General features: G+C 31.9%; 12 protein-coding genes. 10 read left to right on the top strand and 2 right to left on the bottom strand.

All coding sequences use genetic code 11. The features are described 5' to 3' along the window. Positions 1–854 precede the first annotated feature (854 nt). The 9 genes from AC1Q7L_RS16325 (at position 855) to AC1Q7L_RS16285 (ending at position 12,091) form a co-directional block, all read left to right on the top strand. On the top strand, positions 855–1,682 hold the full coding sequence (locus AC1Q7L_RS16325; RefSeq protein ID WP_492307768.1) for a glycosyltransferase family 2 protein: 828 nt from the start codon (positions 855–857) through the stop codon (positions 1,680–1,682). Positions 1,683–2,532: 850 nt separating this feature from the next. After that, entirely contained in the window at positions 2,533–3,081 is a 549-nt protein-coding gene (locus tag AC1Q7L_RS16320; RefSeq protein ID WP_410692986.1) for a glycine zipper domain-containing protein, read from the top strand. Positions 3,082–3,136: 55 nt separating this feature from the next. Then, positions 3,137–4,771: an LIC_10190 family membrane protein gene (locus AC1Q7L_RS16315; RefSeq protein ID WP_492307767.1), complete on the top strand. Its 1,635-nt coding sequence runs from the start codon at positions 3,137–3,139 to the stop codon at positions 4,769–4,771. A 50-nt stretch (positions 4,772–4,821) separates the two neighbouring features. Next, positions 4,822–5,892, top strand: coding sequence for a chorismate synthase (gene aroC, locus AC1Q7L_RS16310; RefSeq protein ID WP_492307766.1), 1,071 nt, complete (start codon positions 4,822–4,824; stop codon positions 5,890–5,892). 14 nt (positions 5,893–5,906) lie between these two features. Further along, entirely contained in the window at positions 5,907–6,470 is a 564-nt protein-coding gene (locus AC1Q7L_RS16305) for a thioredoxin family protein (protein WP_492307765.1), read from the top strand. A 183-nt stretch (positions 6,471–6,653) separates the two neighbouring features. Continuing rightward, positions 6,654–7,193 (top strand): TlpA family protein disulfide reductase, encoded by a 540-nt coding sequence (locus AC1Q7L_RS16300; RefSeq protein ID WP_492307764.1) that lies wholly within the window; start codon positions 6,654–6,656, stop codon positions 7,191–7,193. A gap of 84 nt (positions 7,194–7,277) precedes the next feature. Then, on the top strand, positions 7,278–7,625 hold the full coding sequence (locus AC1Q7L_RS16295; RefSeq protein ID WP_410692990.1) for a YkvA family protein: 348 nt from the start codon (positions 7,278–7,280) through the stop codon (positions 7,623–7,625). A gap of 208 nt (positions 7,626–7,833) precedes the next feature. Beyond that, positions 7,834–9,213: an orotidine-5'-phosphate decarboxylase gene (gene pyrF, locus AC1Q7L_RS16290; RefSeq protein WP_492307763.1), complete on the top strand. Its 1,380-nt coding sequence runs from the start codon at positions 7,834–7,836 to the stop codon at positions 9,211–9,213. 52 nt (positions 9,214–9,265) lie between these two features. Next, positions 9,266–12,091 carry a gluzincin family metallopeptidase gene (locus AC1Q7L_RS16285; RefSeq protein ID WP_492307762.1) on the top strand — a complete coding sequence of 942 codons (2,826 nt, stop codon included), beginning with the start codon at positions 9,266–9,268 and terminating at the stop codon, positions 12,089–12,091. A gap of 54 nt (positions 12,092–12,145) precedes the next feature. Here the strand turns inward: AC1Q7L_RS16285 and AC1Q7L_RS16280 are convergent, their stop codons facing one another. Both AC1Q7L_RS16280 and AC1Q7L_RS16275 read right to left on the bottom strand, forming a co-directional pair. Continuing rightward, on the bottom strand, positions 12,146–13,012 hold the full coding sequence (locus tag AC1Q7L_RS16280; RefSeq protein WP_410692993.1) for a lamin tail domain-containing protein: 867 nt from the start codon (positions 13,010–13,012) through the stop codon (positions 12,146–12,148). A gap of 221 nt (positions 13,013–13,233) precedes the next feature. Further along, positions 13,234–14,004, bottom strand: a complete 771-nt coding sequence (locus AC1Q7L_RS16275) for a T9SS-dependent surface endonuclease, AS87_RS02955 family (protein WP_492307761.1) — start codon at positions 14,002–14,004, stop codon at positions 13,234–13,236. Between the two features lie 186 nt (positions 14,005–14,190). Here AC1Q7L_RS16275 and AC1Q7L_RS16270 point away from each other — a divergent pair, with 186 nt between their 5' ends. Next, positions 14,191–17,388, top strand: a complete 3,198-nt coding sequence (locus AC1Q7L_RS16270) for a DUF8818 domain-containing protein (RefSeq protein ID WP_492307760.1) — start codon at positions 14,191–14,193, stop codon at positions 17,386–17,388. Positions 17,389–17,463 lie beyond the last annotated feature (75 nt).

Genomic DNA, 17,463 nt, shown 5'->3' with positions numbered 1-17,463 from the left:
ACTCAATAATCAAATATTGCTACTGCATACATACCAATATAAAAAGTTACGCCTTACAGCAATATTAAATAATCCGGATGATCTTTCTTTTTATGGACTCGCAAAATTAAAAATACAATTCTGGAAAATATTTCCTTTAGCTGAAGCCAAGAATCCTTACGCCAAGTCAAAAACGAAATGAAACGTTGCGCTCGTGCATATGGACTCCGAAAATTCGACGAACTACAAATCAAAAATTAAATCAATACTCGCAATTTTATACAATGAAAAAAAATGTAATAATAAAAAGAGAAGTTATTGAACTTTTATATCTCTATAAATTTTTCTATTTTATTTTCTGAAAATACTACCTCACATCCTTTCATTTAACAAAAAACCTCCTGGGAAGGAGGTTAAAAAACACAAATGATGAAATAAAATTATATCGAAAGATATTAATCCATTTAATTCTTTAACAAAGTTATGGTGTGGAAAATAGTTTTCTTATGAGTACAATCACAAGCTTGCTTAAATATTTGTTAAAACTACATCAACTCCATTATGATTTTATAATATAAAATATAGCAACACCGTAAAATTTTAATTTTCTTATTAGAATTAAAAGAATAATTAATAAGTCAAAACATAAATTCGCATAAAAAATTCAAATAACTTATCAATTCACTGTTAAATGATATAATCAATAACTTAATATTCTAAAAATAATAATTTAAACATATAATTTCATTATCAATATTAAATACATAACAATAACTATAAAATAGAAAATTATTAATTAAAATACATTGATCTAGGTCATAATTTTCAATTTTATTAAGCGTTAGATTTGATGTGAAAATATAATTCACACAAATATGAATAAAATCTCCCTTCTCATCGCAAATTATAACAACGGAAAATACTTTCTGGAATGTTATAATTCAATTATTGATCAAACGTATCAAAACTGGGAGGTCATAATTGTTGATGATGCTTCTACTGATGACTCAATAGAAATAATTAAAAATACTATAGCAAATGACAGCCGTTTTAAATTGTATGAAAACGGTACAAACAAGGGTTGCGGCTATACCAAAAGAGAATGCATGAAGTACGCAACAGGAGAAATATGTGCTTATTTAGATCCTGATGACGCACTCTATTCTATTGCTTTAGAAGAATCGGCTGAAGAATATTTATTTAATAATAAAATTGTTGCCACTTACTCGAAAATGATGTTGTGCGATGAAAATCTGAACCCTCAAAAAACCTTTAGTGCCACAAAAAGAATTTTTAATGATAGATATTTTTTCAATTGCCCGATACAATTTGCTCATTTTTTCACTTTCAAAAGAGAAATATATTTTCAAACCGAAGGAATTGATCCTGAATTAAAAAGTGCAGTAGATCAGGATTTATACCTCAAAATCCTTGAACTTGGAGATGTTGCCTTTATCAATGAAAATCTATACAAATACAGACTTCACGCAGATGGAATTTCTCAGCACAACTCAAGACAGGGCGCAAAAGACTCGTTTGCAAAAGTGATTCATGAAGCGATGAAACGAAGAGGAATTAAAAGAATTCATAGCAAAAACGTTCCGGAACAATTTACCAACGCACATGAGATCTATAAACTTTTAGAATATCAGACCGAACCATTATTCAGAATAAGAAATAAATTCAATATTGCTTTCATGTAGATTCTAAAAACAGATGAAAATATTTGTTCCCAAAATAAATATTAACTGTATTATTTTTCCCAATTCCCACAATTCTATTATCAATATTCATCAAAAAAGGTCTCCCTTGCGGGAGACCGTAAAAACACAAATGATGAAAAAAATCTATCCGGAAATGAAAACCCGAATAGAATATTGTAAAAGTAATTCACATTACTTCATTTTCCTTTTTAAATTATAAACTTTTAAAAATTTATAACAATAAAGTATTAGTTAAAAATCCTAATTTACAGCCAATCACTAAAACATATGAATAATAATTGCTATTAGAACACTTTATATATAAAAAATTCTAATCTAAGATTTTACCACTGCAAATATAAACTAATTTTTATTATTCCTCCCATGCAATACAAATATAAAATGCAACATATTCATCTGCATTTAATTGAGTATCAGAAAGCATTCTTCCAGCCTAATTACCCCATCACATCTAAACTATATCATTCCAAAGATTATTATTAATCAAACAAAAGCTAAAATTTTAACTATTGAGTTCTAATTGCATACAATTTGGTAATTCAAAAATATAAATTTTATATTAATTCAATGATAATCAACAGTTAATATTTCTTTATGTTAAATTCATCTGAAAAAACATTGTCTATATAAAGATGTAGAAAAATTTGATAATAAAGCAAATTCATTTAAAATTAAATAAATACTGCTCCAATTTTGCAATCAGCTACACAGCACTTTAATACTTTTTTAGAACATTTAACATTAGTTAACTTAAGGTTGGCTTCATAATTGAAAATATTATAATAGTTAAAGTCAATTCGACTAGAACAACCCTATTAAAATTTGAGTTATGAAAAATATAGTATTAACAGGGCTTTTGTCAGTTTTTTTATTGACAGCCTGTAAGAAAGATGATCAAGTTGCTGAAAAGTCTCTTGAACAACAGAAAATCGAGTTTCAAGCTAAACAATTGGATATAGAGAAACAAAAATTAGCCATTGAAAAAGAAAAAATGGCTTATGAGGCTCAGAAAAAGGCTGATAGTATTGTTGAAGTTCAAAAAGCTAAAACTGCGGCAGCTAATAATTCAAGACCACAAGTAATAAGAGAAACAAAAACCATTTACAGAGACAGAGAATCAAGCTCTAGCTCTAATAATGGAACATATGCAGATAACGGAAATAGTTCAACAGGAACAACTGCAACCAAGAAAAAAGGAATGAGTAAAGCTGCAAAAGGTACCATCATCGGTACTGTAGGTGGAGCCGCAGCAGGTGCGATCATTGCTAAGAAAAACAGAGGTCTTGGTGCCGTAATTGGTGGTGTAGTTGGTGGAGCAACAGGATATACAATTGGTAGAGCTGGTGACAGAAAAGATGGTAGAGTTCAACCAAAATAATTAATATTTTCACAATAAATTTAAAAGATTGCTTATTTTTAGGCAATCTTTTTTTATGATTTTAATTTTACTTTCTACGATTCTTATTATTCCAACCTTGCTGGGTTTTGGGAAAATTGTGGAAAATTTTTCAGGTTCTTTATTTAATGGAATTTCTTCAAAAGTTTTTTCCGGAATATTGGGAATCAGTTTAATATGGACGATTCTTGCATTTTTTATTCCCTTGAATATTTATGTAGAAATTATTACCCTTTTAATTGGACTTTTTTATTTTTTTAAAGATAAATTATACCAAGAATTTTATAGTTTTTCAAGAAAAGATACAATTCCAATTGCATTAATTTCATTTATAATTCTCTTAGCAAGTTCCTATTATCCTTATATATTAGATCATTTCGGATACTATCTTCCAACCATAAAATGGCTCACAGAATACGGATTGATAAAAGGAATTTCAAATCTGGATCTCACTTTGGGACAAATGTCTGTCTGGCATATTTTTCAGGCTGGATTTTCTAATTTTTCTGATCCTTTTTTAAGAATTAATACGATTTTACTGATTGTCTATGCAATTTATATTATCGAAAAGAGAAGTTGGATTCAATTATGCTTCATTCCAATTTTGCTTTTGTTTTCGCAATCCCCAAGTCCGGATCTTCCTGTCATTATATTCTCAATGATTATTTTGAAAGAGATTCTTTCGGGAAATAAAAATGTATCATTATTAATAGGATTTTCGGTTTTTGTTTTTGCTATAAAACCTACTATGATCTGGCTTCCGATTTTAAGTTTCCTCTACTCTATTTTCATTGTTAAATCAAATTTCAAAAGTCTGATTTTAGGAATTTCAATTCTTATCTTATTCTTAATTAAAAACATCTGGACTTTCGGTTATCCAATTTTTCCAGTTTCAATTGGTGATATTGGAGTAAGCTGGAAACCTAATCCCGAAGTTTTAAAAATTTCGTCTCAATATGCTATTTTGAAAACTTATGATATGCAATATTCCTATCAGGAAATTCAACAATTTTCTACGATAGATTATATTAAAAACTGGCTTTTCCTAAATGGAATTAAATCAAAAATCAACATTCTTTTTATTATAAGCTTATTAATCTTTATTGGTTTTACAGTTATTAAAAAAAATAAGATCATTACATTAATTTGTATTTCATTAATTATAAAAACCGTTTTAGTACTTCTGTTTTCTGCACAATACAGATTCTTTATCGATGTTTTTTTTGTGATATTTTTTGTAATATTCAATAATTATTTCACCAAAAAGAAATCATTTATTGTCTTCGCATCATTAAGTATATTTTTCATCGGATTTTTATCTTTCCCGAATCTTATTCAAAAATATATGCCAAGTTTCAGATTAAGTAAATTCATGGGCACGTTTGAAAAAGAACAGTTATACAAACCGTCAAGTTATATTTATAATAATTTCAGTACACAAAAAGTTGGAAATTTGAAGTTTAATATATCTAAAAAATATTCTTTTAATTTTGATACTCAGCTTCCTGCTATCTCATCAAGTTATATTTCTGATGATGTAAAAGCAGAAATTTTCCCGCAACTTATTGATGAAAATAATATCAAAAAAGGATTTATCTGGAAAAAAATGAATCCAAAAGAGAAAAAAGAAGCCCAAAACGTTATAAATACTATCGAAAACACCAATAAATAGAACCAATCCGTAAACTTTATTATGTGGAGAAAAATCGGTAATTTTGTATTATGTTCAATACTTTAGGTAATCTTCTCAGTCTTACAACATTTGGAGAAAGTCACGGTGTGGCTTACGGTGGAATCATCAATAATTTTCCGGCAGGTTTGGAAATCGATCTTGATAAAGTTCAGTATGAATTAGATCGCAGAAAACCAGGTCAATCGGCTATTGTTACACAAAGAAAAGAAAGTGACACCGTAAAATTTCTTTCAGGAATGTTTGAAGGAAAAACAACCGGAACTCCAATTGGTTTTATCATCGAAAACGAAAATCAGAAATCAAAAGATTATGATCACATCGCTAATTCTTATCGTCCGAGTCATGCAGATTTCACGTACGATCAAAAATATGGGATCAGAGATTATCGTGGCGGTGGAAAATCTTCAGCGAGAGAAACAATCAACTGGGTTGTTGCAGGTGCGCTTGCAAAACAACTTTTATCAAATATAGAAATCAATGCTTACGTTTCTTCTGTAGGCGATATTTTCTGTGAAAAACCGTATCAGGCTTTAGATTTTTCTAAAACTGAAAGCAATGAAGTTCGTTGCCCAGATGCAGAAACAGCAGAAAAAATGATTTCAAGAATCAAAGAGATCAAAAAAGAAGGAAACACGATCGGAGGAACGATTACTTGTGTCATCAAAAACGTTCCTGTGGGAATTGGAGAGCCTATTTTCTCTAAACTTCAGGCAGAATTAGCAAAAGCAATGTTAAATATCAATGCCTGTAAAGGTTTTGAATATGGAAGCGGATTTTGTGGAGCTAAAATGACAGGAAGTGAGCACAATGACGGTTTCAACACAGATTTCACGACGAAATCTAACCTTTCTGGAGGAATTCAAGGTGGAATTTCTAACGGAATGGATATTTATTTCCGTGTTGCTTTCAAACCTGTAGCAACGATTTTACGACCTCAGGAAAGCGTTGATAAATATGGAAATCCAGCCATCGTGGAAGGAAAAGGAAGACATGATCCTTGTGTGGTTCCAAGAGCTGTTCCTGTAGTAGAAAGCTTAGCTGCTTTTGTATTGGCAGACTTATTTTTGATCAACAAAACTAGAAACATCAATAATTTTTAATATCAATTAATCGTATGGAAAATTACTGGGATAAAGGAATTTCTTTCGAAGAGTATGTAAATACAGGAAAAGAAAGATTAGCAAATCCAACCACTCAACAAGACACAGATTATAAACAATATTACGAATTGGGACTTCAAAGAATGGAAAGAACTTTAAAAAAGTATACTCCGGATGAAGAACAATTAAAAGAATTAGAATCTAAAAATTTCGACGGAAAAATTTTAATTATTTCTGAAACTTGGTGCGGTGATGCAAGTGCAACTGTTCCTGCTTTGGTTAAATTTTTCGAAGGTCATAACGAAGTAAGAATATTTTTAAGAGACAGCGATAAAAGTCTGATCAGCCAATTTCAAACCAACAGAACAGAATCTATTCCGAAAGTTATTATATTGGATGAAGATTTCAGCGTAAAAAATTCTTGGGGACCAAGACCGAAATTCGGAAAGGAATTATTAATGAAATACAAAGCCGATCCGGAAGCATATACAAAAGATCAATTTTATAATGATCTGCAGTTGTACTATGCTAAAAACAGAGGTAAAGACGCTGTTCAGGAGATTTTAGAATTACTTTAATTATTAAAATTTAATTATTAGTAAATATGCACTCTCTTTGTCATTCCGTAGGAATCTCAACAAAGCATTTTTCATAATGAATCTTAAAACAGTTTAGATTTCTACGGAATGATAAAATGAGCGCTTAAATTCATAAGTTTAACCTAATTTTTAAGCTTAAACAATTTTTATCAAAAAATAAAAATGAAAAAAAATATAATTTATATAGTCTTGATCGCCATTATCGGCGTGATCGCTTTTGTTCCGGGAGTCAAAGACACTCTTAAAGATTTGTTTTTCCCGATCGCGACGATTGAAAATGCGGTACACATCAGTGAAGAAGATTATGATATCGAATTAAAAGGAATCAATGTTCCAAGCACGAATCTTAAAAACTTCAAAGACAAACCAATTTTCTTGAATTTTTGGGGAACTTGGTGTCCGCCTTGTAGAAAAGAATGGCCTTCAATTCAAAAATTATATGACACAAGAAAAGGAAATGTAGATTTTGTTTTAATTGCAATGAATGACCAGGAACCGGCTGTAAGAAAGTTTTTAGAAGAAAATAAATATAACGTTCCCGTTTATATCGCTCAAAGTCCGATCTCAGAAAAACTGTTGCCGAAAGTATTTCCTACTACTTTTCTTTTAGATAAAAGCGGAAGAATCCTTATAAAAGAAGATGCTTCAAGAGACTGGAACACAGAATCTACCCATCAATTCATTGATAATATTATTAAGTAATATTTAACTAAAATTTTTATTGAGTTGGTACGGAATTTGCGAAATTTGTATAGTTGAAAAAATTATTTTAAAACTAAACACACAATGAAGTATTCAAAATTAAATTTGGCAAAAGAAGCCATTAGCCATAAAGGTTTCGTAAAAAAAATCCCTGATATATTCAGGATGATAAAAATGTGGAGAAAAGGAGATTATCCCGTGAATTCCATTGATATTATTCTACCATTATTAGGTCTTGTCTATGTAATTTCACCAATTGATTTACTACCAGAGGTTGCAATACCTGTTTTGGGAGTTTTGGATGACTTGGCAGTTTTGTCACTAACGATTCCTAAATTGGTAAAAGAAGTCGACAAGTTTTTACTTTGGGAAGCCGAAAAGGAATACAGCTCGGGTCAAACAAAAGTAATTGACGCGCAAATATTAAAATAAATAAAAACCATTCCGAAAAAGGAATGGTTTTTTGTTAATAGTGAATAAGTCAATTAGCTTCGCTGTCAATTTTAATAATTTAAACTAGCAAATAACCGCAAACAATTGACAATTGACTATTCACTTGCAAAGCAAAATTGACAATTCCCCTTTCACATTTTAAAGTTCCCTTTCAAATCCTTAAATTTGCAACATCTAATAAAAAATAATGGAAAGTAAAAAAGAATTCTTTTTGGAGTGCTACAAGCTAGGTATCATTAAATTCGGAAGATTCACTTTAAAAAGTGGTATTGAAAGTCCGTTTTATGTAGACTTAAGACCTTTAGCCTCAGATCCTAAAATTTTAAAAAATCTTGCTAATTATTTATTGGAAATGCTTCCTTTAGATAATTTTGATTTGATCTGCGGAGTTCCTTACGCTGCACTTCCAATGGCAACAGCTATGTCTTTGGAAAGCTACATTCCATTGATTATCAAAAGAAAAGAAGCAAAAGATTACGGTACTAAAAAAATGATTGAAGGAATTTACCAGAAAGGACAAAACTGTCTTTTGGTAGAAGATGTAATTACTTCCGGAAAATCTTTAGTAGAAACCATCGCTGAAATCGAGCAGGAAGACCTTAAAGTTGCTGACATCGTTGTCGTTTTAGACAGAGAACAAGGCGGAAAACAACTTTTAGAAAACAAAGGATTTAGAGTTCATACCCTTTTCAACATTTCAGAAGTTTGCGAAATTCTTCAGGAAACTGGAGATCTTAGCGATGAAGAAGTAAAAAGAATTCAGGATTTCCTTCAAGGGAATCATATTCAGTTTGAAGAAAAAACAAGATCTTCTTACGAACAGAAATTACAAAATGCTCAACATTCGGTTTCTAAAAAATTATTAGAGACAGCTTTAGCAAAACAATCAAACCTTATAGCTTCTGCTGACGTTACTACAACTCAGGAATTGTTGGAATTGGCAGAAAAAGTAGGTCCGAATATTATTGCATTAAAAACTCACATCGATATTATTTCTGATTTCGATTACGAAAAAACAATCGTTCCATTAAAAGCTTTGGCTCAAAAATATCAGTTTTTATTAATGGAAGACAGAAAATTTGCTGACATCGGAAACACTCAGGAATTACAGTTCACAAGTGGAGTTTTCAAAATTACAGATTGGGCAGATTTCGTGACTTCTCAAGTTATCGGAGGTTTTGAATCGTTGGATTGTTTCAAAAATGTAGGAGTTGTTGCCATCATCGGAATGTCTTCAAAAGGAACTTTAACAACCAACAGTTATAGAGAAGAAGCGCTTAAAGTAGCTTTATCTCATCCAAATGTAATTGGAGGTGTTTCTCAAAACGCTATTCCTGAGGAGATCTTATTGTTTACTCCGGGAGTGAATTTAGCAGATTCAGGAGACGGAAAAGGACAGCAATATAATACTCCGGAGCATGTATTTAAAACGCTTCACACAGATTTTATTATTGTAGGAAGAGGAATTTATAAATCTGATAATCCTGAACAGGCTTCTATCACGTATAAAAACGAAGGTTGGAAAGCATATTTGAATTCTTTAGAAAAAAAAGCAATTCAGAACTAAAATCTTACGAAATCTCTTCAAAATAAGTTATATTTGGTACTTTATCAGAATTTTGAAAAAAAGTATTAGTATTTGTCTTGTTTTGTTTTTGGGTGTTGTAGAGGTTTCTGCGCAAAAAGACAGCATTTATATTGAAGCCAAATTGTCTTCGGATAAAAAAACGCTGAACATTAATCAGGAACTCGTTTATTACAATAATTCCGAAAAAGATTTAAATACCGTAAAGCTTTTAAACTGGGTTTCGGCTTACAGAAAAAGAGGAACTTCGCTGGTTTACAGAAAACTGGAAGACAGAAATAATGATCTGCATTTCGCAAAACCTGAAGAACAGGGAAAACTTTTAAGTTTAAACATTAAAAGTTTCGACAATCAGGATATTTCTGTAAATAACATATCAGAAGAGAATCTTTTTCTTCCTTTGACTAAGACTTTAAAGCCCGGCGAAAGCGTAAAATTACAACTGCAATATCAGATGCAGCTACCTGATAAAAAATTTACAGGCTACGGAACATCTGATAAAAATATAGCTTTAAAATATTTCTTTATTGTTCCGGATCATTTTGATCCGGACAATATTTCTCAGAGAAATTATCATGATATTGAGGAATCTATCAGCTTCAATACCTTTTGGACGGTCAATTTTGACATTCCTGTAAATTATTTCATCGAAAGTAATCTTCAACAGATCCAGATGAACTCTTTTAAAGGATATTTAGATTCTGACCCTGAATTCCTGATCTCACAAAATGAATTTCCTTCCATAAAAATCAATACTTCCGACATCAACACTGAGGTTAAATTTGGATATAATTTAAAACCGGAAGAAAAACAAAATTTAGAATTTTATTTACCATTACATTTAAAATTCATTAAAGAAAAAATAGGTTCTATTCCTGAAAGAATATTTATTTCAGAAAAGTTCAGAGATAAAGAGGATTTCTTCGGAAACAATGACATTACGTTTTTGAAATTCAGATTCAGACTTTTTACCGAAGCTGAAAAAACGGATATGGATTATTTCGGGATCATTGCTAAAAAAATTCTTGACGAAAGTATTATCACAGACAAGCAGGATAACCATTGGTTTAAAAATGGTTTAAAATCTTATCTTGAAATTCAATATTTAAATAAATTTTACTCTGAAACAAAACTTTTAGGAACTTTACCCGAAACTAAAGTCTTCGGCGTAAAACCTTTAAAACTGTTCCATGCTTCAAAAGTAAAGTTGATTGACCGTTACGGTTTAGCGTATCAATATATCATGTCTCAAAATCTTGATCAGAAAATTGATGAAAAATTTACTGTTTTAAGTAATTTTAATGACATGGCCATCAGTGGTTTTGAAACAGGAAGTCTGTTCAATTATTCGGCTGATAAAATGGGTTATGAAAAATTCAATACCCTGTTAAAGAATTATATTGCTGAAAACACCGATAAACAAATTAATCCAAAGGATTTCTTAAAAGAACTTTCTCAGGAAGATAAAACAACAAGTTATTTAACTGATTTTCTTGAACATAAAAACAGGGTTAATTTTAAACTGAAAAGATTTAAAAAAGAAGATGACTCTTTAAATATCAATATCTACAAAAACACGCTTTCCTCAATTCCTGTGAAGCTGGAAACCGAAACCAAGGAAACAAAAGAGAAAAAAGAATATTGGATAGAAACCGACGAAAATGAAAACACAAAAATGTTTTCTATTCCAGCTTTAGATATTTACAAGATCACTTTAAACAACGATTTTATTTTTCCTGAATCGAAGTATAGAGATAATTTTCTTTATGCAAAAGGATTCTTTTCAAATACAAAAAAGATCAAATTAAAACTGATAAAAGATATTCCGAATCCTGAATTCAATGAAATTTATGTAAGTCCAAGAGTTCGTTTTAATAATACCTATGACAAATTTTTGATCGGATTTAATTTTAAAAATCAATCTTTTTTTGATCAGAAGTTTTTATACTCTGTAACTCCAACTTACAGTACAGGTACAGGGCAACTGACTGGTTCAGGATCTGTCTCCTACTCTTTTCTGCCTGCCGAAAGTATTCTGAGGAGTTTAACCTTTGGAGTTTCGGGATCTTATTTTCATTATGATTATGATCTTGCTTACAGAAAAGCGTCTATTTTTTCTAATATCAATTTCAGGAAAAACCCGAGAAGTACGGTGAGCAGAGGAATTGGTCTTTCTTATACTTATTTTGAAAGAGATTTAAGCCCTTTAATGATTGCCAATCGCGATTATGATAAATACAATCTCTGGAGTGTGGGTTATGGATATTCCGACAATCAGATGATTCACGAAAAAAGTTTAAGCGTAAGTACGCAAGGAATGGAAGATTTTAACAAAATCACCGCAGAAGCTTTTTACAGATGGGAGTTTGCTCCAAAACAAAAATTAAGTGTAAGATTATTCGGAGGATATTTCCTGAGAAATGAAACCCGAAATAATACTTTCAACTACGGTATTTCCAGAGTTTCCGACTACTCTTTTTCTTATAATCTTTTAGGTCAAAGTGCCAACAGTGGAATTTTATCCCAGCAGTTTATTTTGGCTGATGGTGGTTTCAAATCATTTATTCCCGGAAGTGTCAATAAATGGGTTACCTCTGTAAACGTAGATTCAAGTGTTTGGAAAATATTTCATGTGTATGCTGATGCAGGTGTTTATAAAAATAAAGATCAACCGACACAGTTTATTTGGGATACAGGCGTAAAAGTAAGAGTAATTCCTGATTTCCTTGAGGTATACTTCCCGATTCAGTCTTCTTTAGGTTTTGAACCTTCATTTAAAGATTACGCAAAAAGAATTAGATATACATTGGTTCTTAACTTAGGCTCAATCATCAATGCTGCGAGAAGAGGTTGGTACTAAAAAAGAAAAACAGCTACGAATGGCAGCTGTTTTCATGTACAAAAATTATTTAAACTAATCTTTTAATATCTTTTGAGAAACAGGTTCATTATTAATAGTTCCTGTCACAATATAATTTCCTTTTGGTAGATCAGAAACATCTAAACTTAAAATATTTTTCGCAGAAGTAGCTTTTAAAATCGCTCCCACAGAGTTGTAGATTTTCACATTTTTCACTTCAGTTCCGAACATCAATTCATTCTCTTTGACAAATCCATTTTGGATGAAATTGAATTTCCCAGTATTATTATAAATATCAGTAACAGCCAATGTTCCACCGGAAGAATTACCCGGAGAAGCCGTTGCAATGGTAAAATCAACTACATTATTATTGGTATCACCCGAGATTCTTGTAATTGAAGTTGTCGTAGTTGGTGATGGAGCCGGTCCCGGACCTTCAAATTGATCCGCTGTAGGTCCATAGCCTACAAAATCTAACACATTTGTAGCTGTTGGTCCAGTAACCTGCGTGGCATTGCTAGCTAAAACAATTTTTCCAGAAGTAACGGCTATTCCGATTCCGACCGAAGGATTTGGAGTTCCATTATAATTAATAACCGTTGTAGCGATAAAATCCGGAGTTGGGAGATCTACCGTTCCGCCGCCCCCAGTTGCTTCCTGAATAAGATAAGCCTGTCCGGGGCTCAAAGTGATACTTGGTAAATTATGATATTGAGTAAAAGCTCCAACAGCCGGAGCATATTGAATGGTTGCTCCTGTTAAAGTAGCTGTCGCCGAACCAATATTTTTCAGTTCTATAAAGTCATTCTTTAATGTTGATCCCGAATTTCCGCCGCCGCCGTAAATTTCGCTGATAACAATCTGAGCATCCATTAATGCAACCGTCGAAACTAATCCGATAATAGTAAAAAGTTTTTTCATGATAATACGATTTTTGTGGTGTTATCATGAAAATGCAAAAACAATACCGAAAAACTTTAATTAAAATCAATAATATATTGAATTTTTTAAATTAAACACAACATAATTAATTTTAAATAATAGTATCTGTTATTAATACATGCATTTAATTAAGATTTAATTAAACAAAAAAACCGCTGCTTCAATGAAACAGCGGTTGTATATTTAAAAAATATTTCAGATTAGTCTTTCAAGATTTTTTGAGAAACCGGTTGGTTATTTACAGTTCCTGTAACGATGTAGTTACCTTTTGCTAATTCAGCAACGTTTAAAGTTTCATTTTCTTTTACAGAAGAAGTTTTTACAACTTGTCCGAACATATTGTAAACTTTTACATCTTTAGCCTGAGATCCGAAAGTAATTCCTTCATTTTTAACGAAAGTGTTTTTAACGAAGCTTCCTTTTGCTTTAGCAAAATCCGCAGTAGCCAAAGAACCAGTAGTTACAATGATATCATCAATAAAGAATCTATTATTTGCAGCTACACTTCCTTCAAAAGTAAGAGTTACCGCACCTGTAGCACCTGTAATATTTACCGTATAAGTAGAAAATGCCCCTTTAGCTAAAGTTACAGTAGCCTGGCTTAATGTAGCACCAGTAGCAGAGATGTTTAAAGTAGTAACTTCACTTGCTCCATTCCAAGCTCCAGCTCTAAAACTTAAAGTACCGTTTCCTGTTAAAGTGATTGACGGTGTAGTCATTGTTCCTTTTAAAGAACCTGTTCCCATTTTAACACACTGGTTACCTTTGTAAGCCTTTGCCAAAGTCCAAGCTCCTCCAGTTGTATAAGATGTAGATCCATCTGCAAATCCAGAAGCAGCTACACTTCCACTCCATCCACCATCATTTCCACCTGTTCCTGATACATCATCAAATGTTGCGCTAAATACTGTCTGAGCATTTGAAATAGCCGAAATAAGTACAATACTTAAAATTGTAAAGATTTTTTTCATAACTTAAATTTTTAATTATTAATAATTTACATGACAAAATTACGTAGATTTTTTTATTTGAAACAATAATTAGGTTAATTTTTTGTTAATAATGCTAAAAGGCTTACCATTAACATTTTTTAAGTATTTTTACCAATTATTATTAAAACCTTGCGGAATTTTATTCTATTATTCTCGTTGTTTTTCATGGGCCTATTCTTGGGAAATGCTCAGGTTTTTTCGTGGAAAAATCCTAACATTCCGGAAGACAGTATAAAAAAGGACAGTATTCTCGCCGCAAGACTTGAACAGGATATTTTCACAAAAGATACTTTAGACTTTGTAAGAACCAGCAACAGAATTATTGTAGACGAAGCGGTTCTTGCTAAAAATGATAAAAAAAGATTTTTGGGCGAACTAAATTCTAAAGGTTCTATTATTAGAGGGATAACTTTTGGTAACAATCAGGGACAGTCTGTACAAAGTTCGATGGATCTGCAAATTTCCGGGAGACTTTCTAAAGATGTAACTATTTTAGCCAGTATTTCTGATCATAACTTACCAATTCAGGCAGATGGATACACGCAGACTTTAGAGGAATTTGATAAGATTTACATGCAGCTTAATATAAAGGATAAATCTATTCTTAGAGCCGGGCATCTTGATCTTAATGAATCTAAAAACTATTTCGCAAAATACCAGAGACGAAGCATGGGACTTCAGTTCCAGACAGAATTCGGAAAGGATAATAAAACTTTTGTAGATGTATCAATGGGTGTGGCTCGAAGTGAGTTCCATAGAGTTCGTTTTCAAGGGGTTGAAGGTAACCAAGGGCCTTATCGTTTAACAGGGAAAAATGGCGAACAGTTTATCACCCTGATCTCAGGTTCTGAACAGGTTTTTATTGACGGTATTTTAATGAAGCGTGGTGAAAACCAAGACTATATAATCAATTATAATACGGGCGAGGTAACTTTTACCAGTTTTAGACCAATTTTCCAGCAAAACTTTATTACTATTTCTTATAATTACGCGAATAGAAATTATTCGAGATATTTATTCACAGGAAAACTTGAGCATAAGAGAGAAAAATTAAAAGTCGGCCTAAGCTGGTTCATGGAAAATGATAACAAAAATGCTCCGCTAGCTCTTAATCTTTCTAAAGAAGACGAACAGATCTTAGCCAACGCAGGAAATGATCCTAATTTAATGTATGCTCCGTCAGGTGTGATTACTGAATATGATGTCAATAAGATTTTATACAAATTATCACAAAACGGCAATGGAAGTTTCTATGAATTTTCCACAGATCCTAATGAAACGCTTTATCAGGTTTCGTTTACTTATTTCGGGATCAATCTTGGAGATTATAAAATTACACAAACTACCAATAACGGTCGTGTTTTCGAATATGTAGGACCAAATGCGGGAGATTACAGAGCCGTGAGAAAATTGCCTTCACCACAAAAATCTCAGGTCTATTCTGTAAATTCTGAATTTTTACTAAAAGATGGAAAAATAGGAGCGGATTTTTCATTGAGTAATTATGATTTAAACTTATTCTCTTCAAAAGATTCAGACCAAAATATTGGGTATGCCGGACGTATTTTCGGGAATAAAACTTTCACAAAAAATAACTGGAAAGGTACTCCAAGTTTTGAGTATCAATATATAGATAAGCAATTCCATATTTTAGACAGAATTAATGATGTTGAATTCTCGAGAGATTTCAATTTAGCTCAGGAATTTAGCGGAAGAACGCAAAACAGATTTATTTTCAGCTTTTTAAACAAATGGAATAATAAATCTACCTTAAACTACCGCATCAACTATCTGGACGAACAGGATTCTTATAAAGGAATGAAAAATGATCTGGATTTTGGCTGGATCAAAGGAAAATTCTTCACAAAAGGAAATTTATCTTATTTGAATACAAACGCTATTCAGCAGGATACAAAATTCATCAGAGGTGGTGTTTCTACAGAATTCACAGGTGCAAAAGGAAGCTGGGCAGTCGGTGGAAGTATGGAACACAACGAGAAAAAATATAACGACACCCAATTGATGGATGTTACAAGTTTTAGTTGGAAAGAATTATTTGTTCAGAAGAAAATCGGAGACAGTACCAGAACGAAATTGTTGGCAAGAGTCTACATGAGAGATAATGACTCGGTGCGTGACAACAGACTTCAAAACATGAATAATATTTTAGGTTTCATGGCAGAAAGTCAGATCATCAAAACTGAAAAAACAACTTTAAACGCTTTAATTCATTACAGAAAATTCTTCTATCAAAATCAGGATATTGATGCATCAAGAAACAATGATTTCGTGGTTGGGAATATTCTTTACAATCAACAGCTTTTCAGAAACGGTATGCGTTTGCAGGCGTTTTATGAATTAGGAAACGGACAGGAAGCGCAAAGAGAATTCCAATATTTAAAGGTTACGGACGGACAAGGTATTTATAAATGGACCGATTACAATGGTGACGGCGTTCAGCAGCTTGACGAATTTGAAATTGCAGAATATTCGGATTTAGCACAATACATAAGAGTTTACACGAATTCTGTGCGGTATATTCCATCCAATAAAAATAAAATTCAGTTGGCTTTATTTGTAAATCCGTCTATTGTTTTTAATTCTGAAAATAAATTTTTAAAGCGTTGGAATTTTAATATTTCCTTAAATTCTCAAAACTCATTCTACAAAAAAGATAAGGTTTTGGTAATAAATCCGTTTGAGAAAAATGCTGACCAAATTCTAAAAAATCAAAACATATTAGCCTCGGTTCAGTTCAGTCCGACAGAAAAATCCGGCTGGAATGGTAACTACCGTTTTATTTCCAACGACAACCTCATCAACGCCAATTTCAGTAATGAAGAAAGAGAGCAGGTTTCTCATTTCTTAAATGTTGGATATTGGTTTAATAAAGAGTTCAGGGTAGATTGGGAAAATTCTGTTCATGATATTCAAAACTCTTCACAGTTGTTTGCAACGAGAGATTATCGTTTGAATAATTTTGAGACTAAGCCAAAGGCGACTTATAAATTTACGGATGCCATTCAGGCTGAATTATCGTCTGCTTTCCGTCAAAAGCAAAGAATGGACGGCGAGGAACTATTGAAGGCTTTTGACATCACAGGAACGATACAATGGGATCGCAAGAAAACTTCCATCAGAGGGAATTTCTCTTTCATTAATAATAATTTTAATGGAAATAACTTCAGCATCGTTGGAAACCAAATGTTGGATGGATTAAAGCCGGGTAAAAACCAGGTTTGGAGTGTTTTCATTCAACAGGCGATCAATTCTTTCTTACAATTGAACTTAAATTACGAAGGAAGAAATTCCGGAGACAGAACCATACATATCGGAAGTATGCAGGTGAAGGCAAGTTTCTAAATTCACTATTTATCACTTAAAAGAAACAAAAAACCCGACTTAAAAGCCGGGTCATAATTTTAATTCTATTTGGTT

This window comes from Chryseobacterium sp. GW823-FHT05E08 (assembly GCF_058795655.1).
This window is presented reverse-complemented; position numbering and strand designations above follow the sequence as displayed.

Coding starts and splice junctions, on each gene's coding strand:
- AC1Q7L_RS16295 (WP_410692990.1), top strand. CDS start 7,278: ATGAAGTATTCAAAATTAAATTTGGCAAAAGAAGCCATTAGCCATAAA.
- aroC (WP_492307766.1), top strand. CDS start 4,822: ATGTTCAATACTTTAGGTAATCTTCTCAGTCTTACAACATTTGGAGAA.
- AC1Q7L_RS16315 (WP_492307767.1), top strand. CDS start 3,137: ATGATTTTAATTTTACTTTCTACGATTCTTATTATTCCAACCTTGCTG.
- AC1Q7L_RS16275 (WP_492307761.1), bottom strand. CDS start 14,004: ATGAAAAAAATCTTTACAATTTTAAGTATTGTACTTATTTCGGCTATT.
- pyrF (WP_492307763.1), top strand. CDS start 7,834: ATGGAAAGTAAAAAAGAATTCTTTTTGGAGTGCTACAAGCTAGGTATC.
- AC1Q7L_RS16270 (WP_492307760.1), top strand. CDS start 14,191: ATGGGCCTATTCTTGGGAAATGCTCAGGTTTTTTCGTGGAAAAATCCT.
- AC1Q7L_RS16325 (WP_492307768.1), top strand. CDS start 855: ATGAATAAAATCTCCCTTCTCATCGCAAATTATAACAACGGAAAATAC.
- AC1Q7L_RS16320 (WP_410692986.1), top strand. CDS start 2,533: ATGAAAAATATAGTATTAACAGGGCTTTTGTCAGTTTTTTTATTGACA.
- AC1Q7L_RS16280 (WP_410692993.1), bottom strand. CDS start 13,012: ATGAAAAAACTTTTTACTATTATCGGATTAGTTTCGACGGTTGCATTA.
- AC1Q7L_RS16305 (WP_492307765.1), top strand. CDS start 5,907: ATGGAAAATTACTGGGATAAAGGAATTTCTTTCGAAGAGTATGTAAAT.
- AC1Q7L_RS16300 (WP_492307764.1), top strand. CDS start 6,654: ATGAAAAAAAATATAATTTATATAGTCTTGATCGCCATTATCGGCGTG.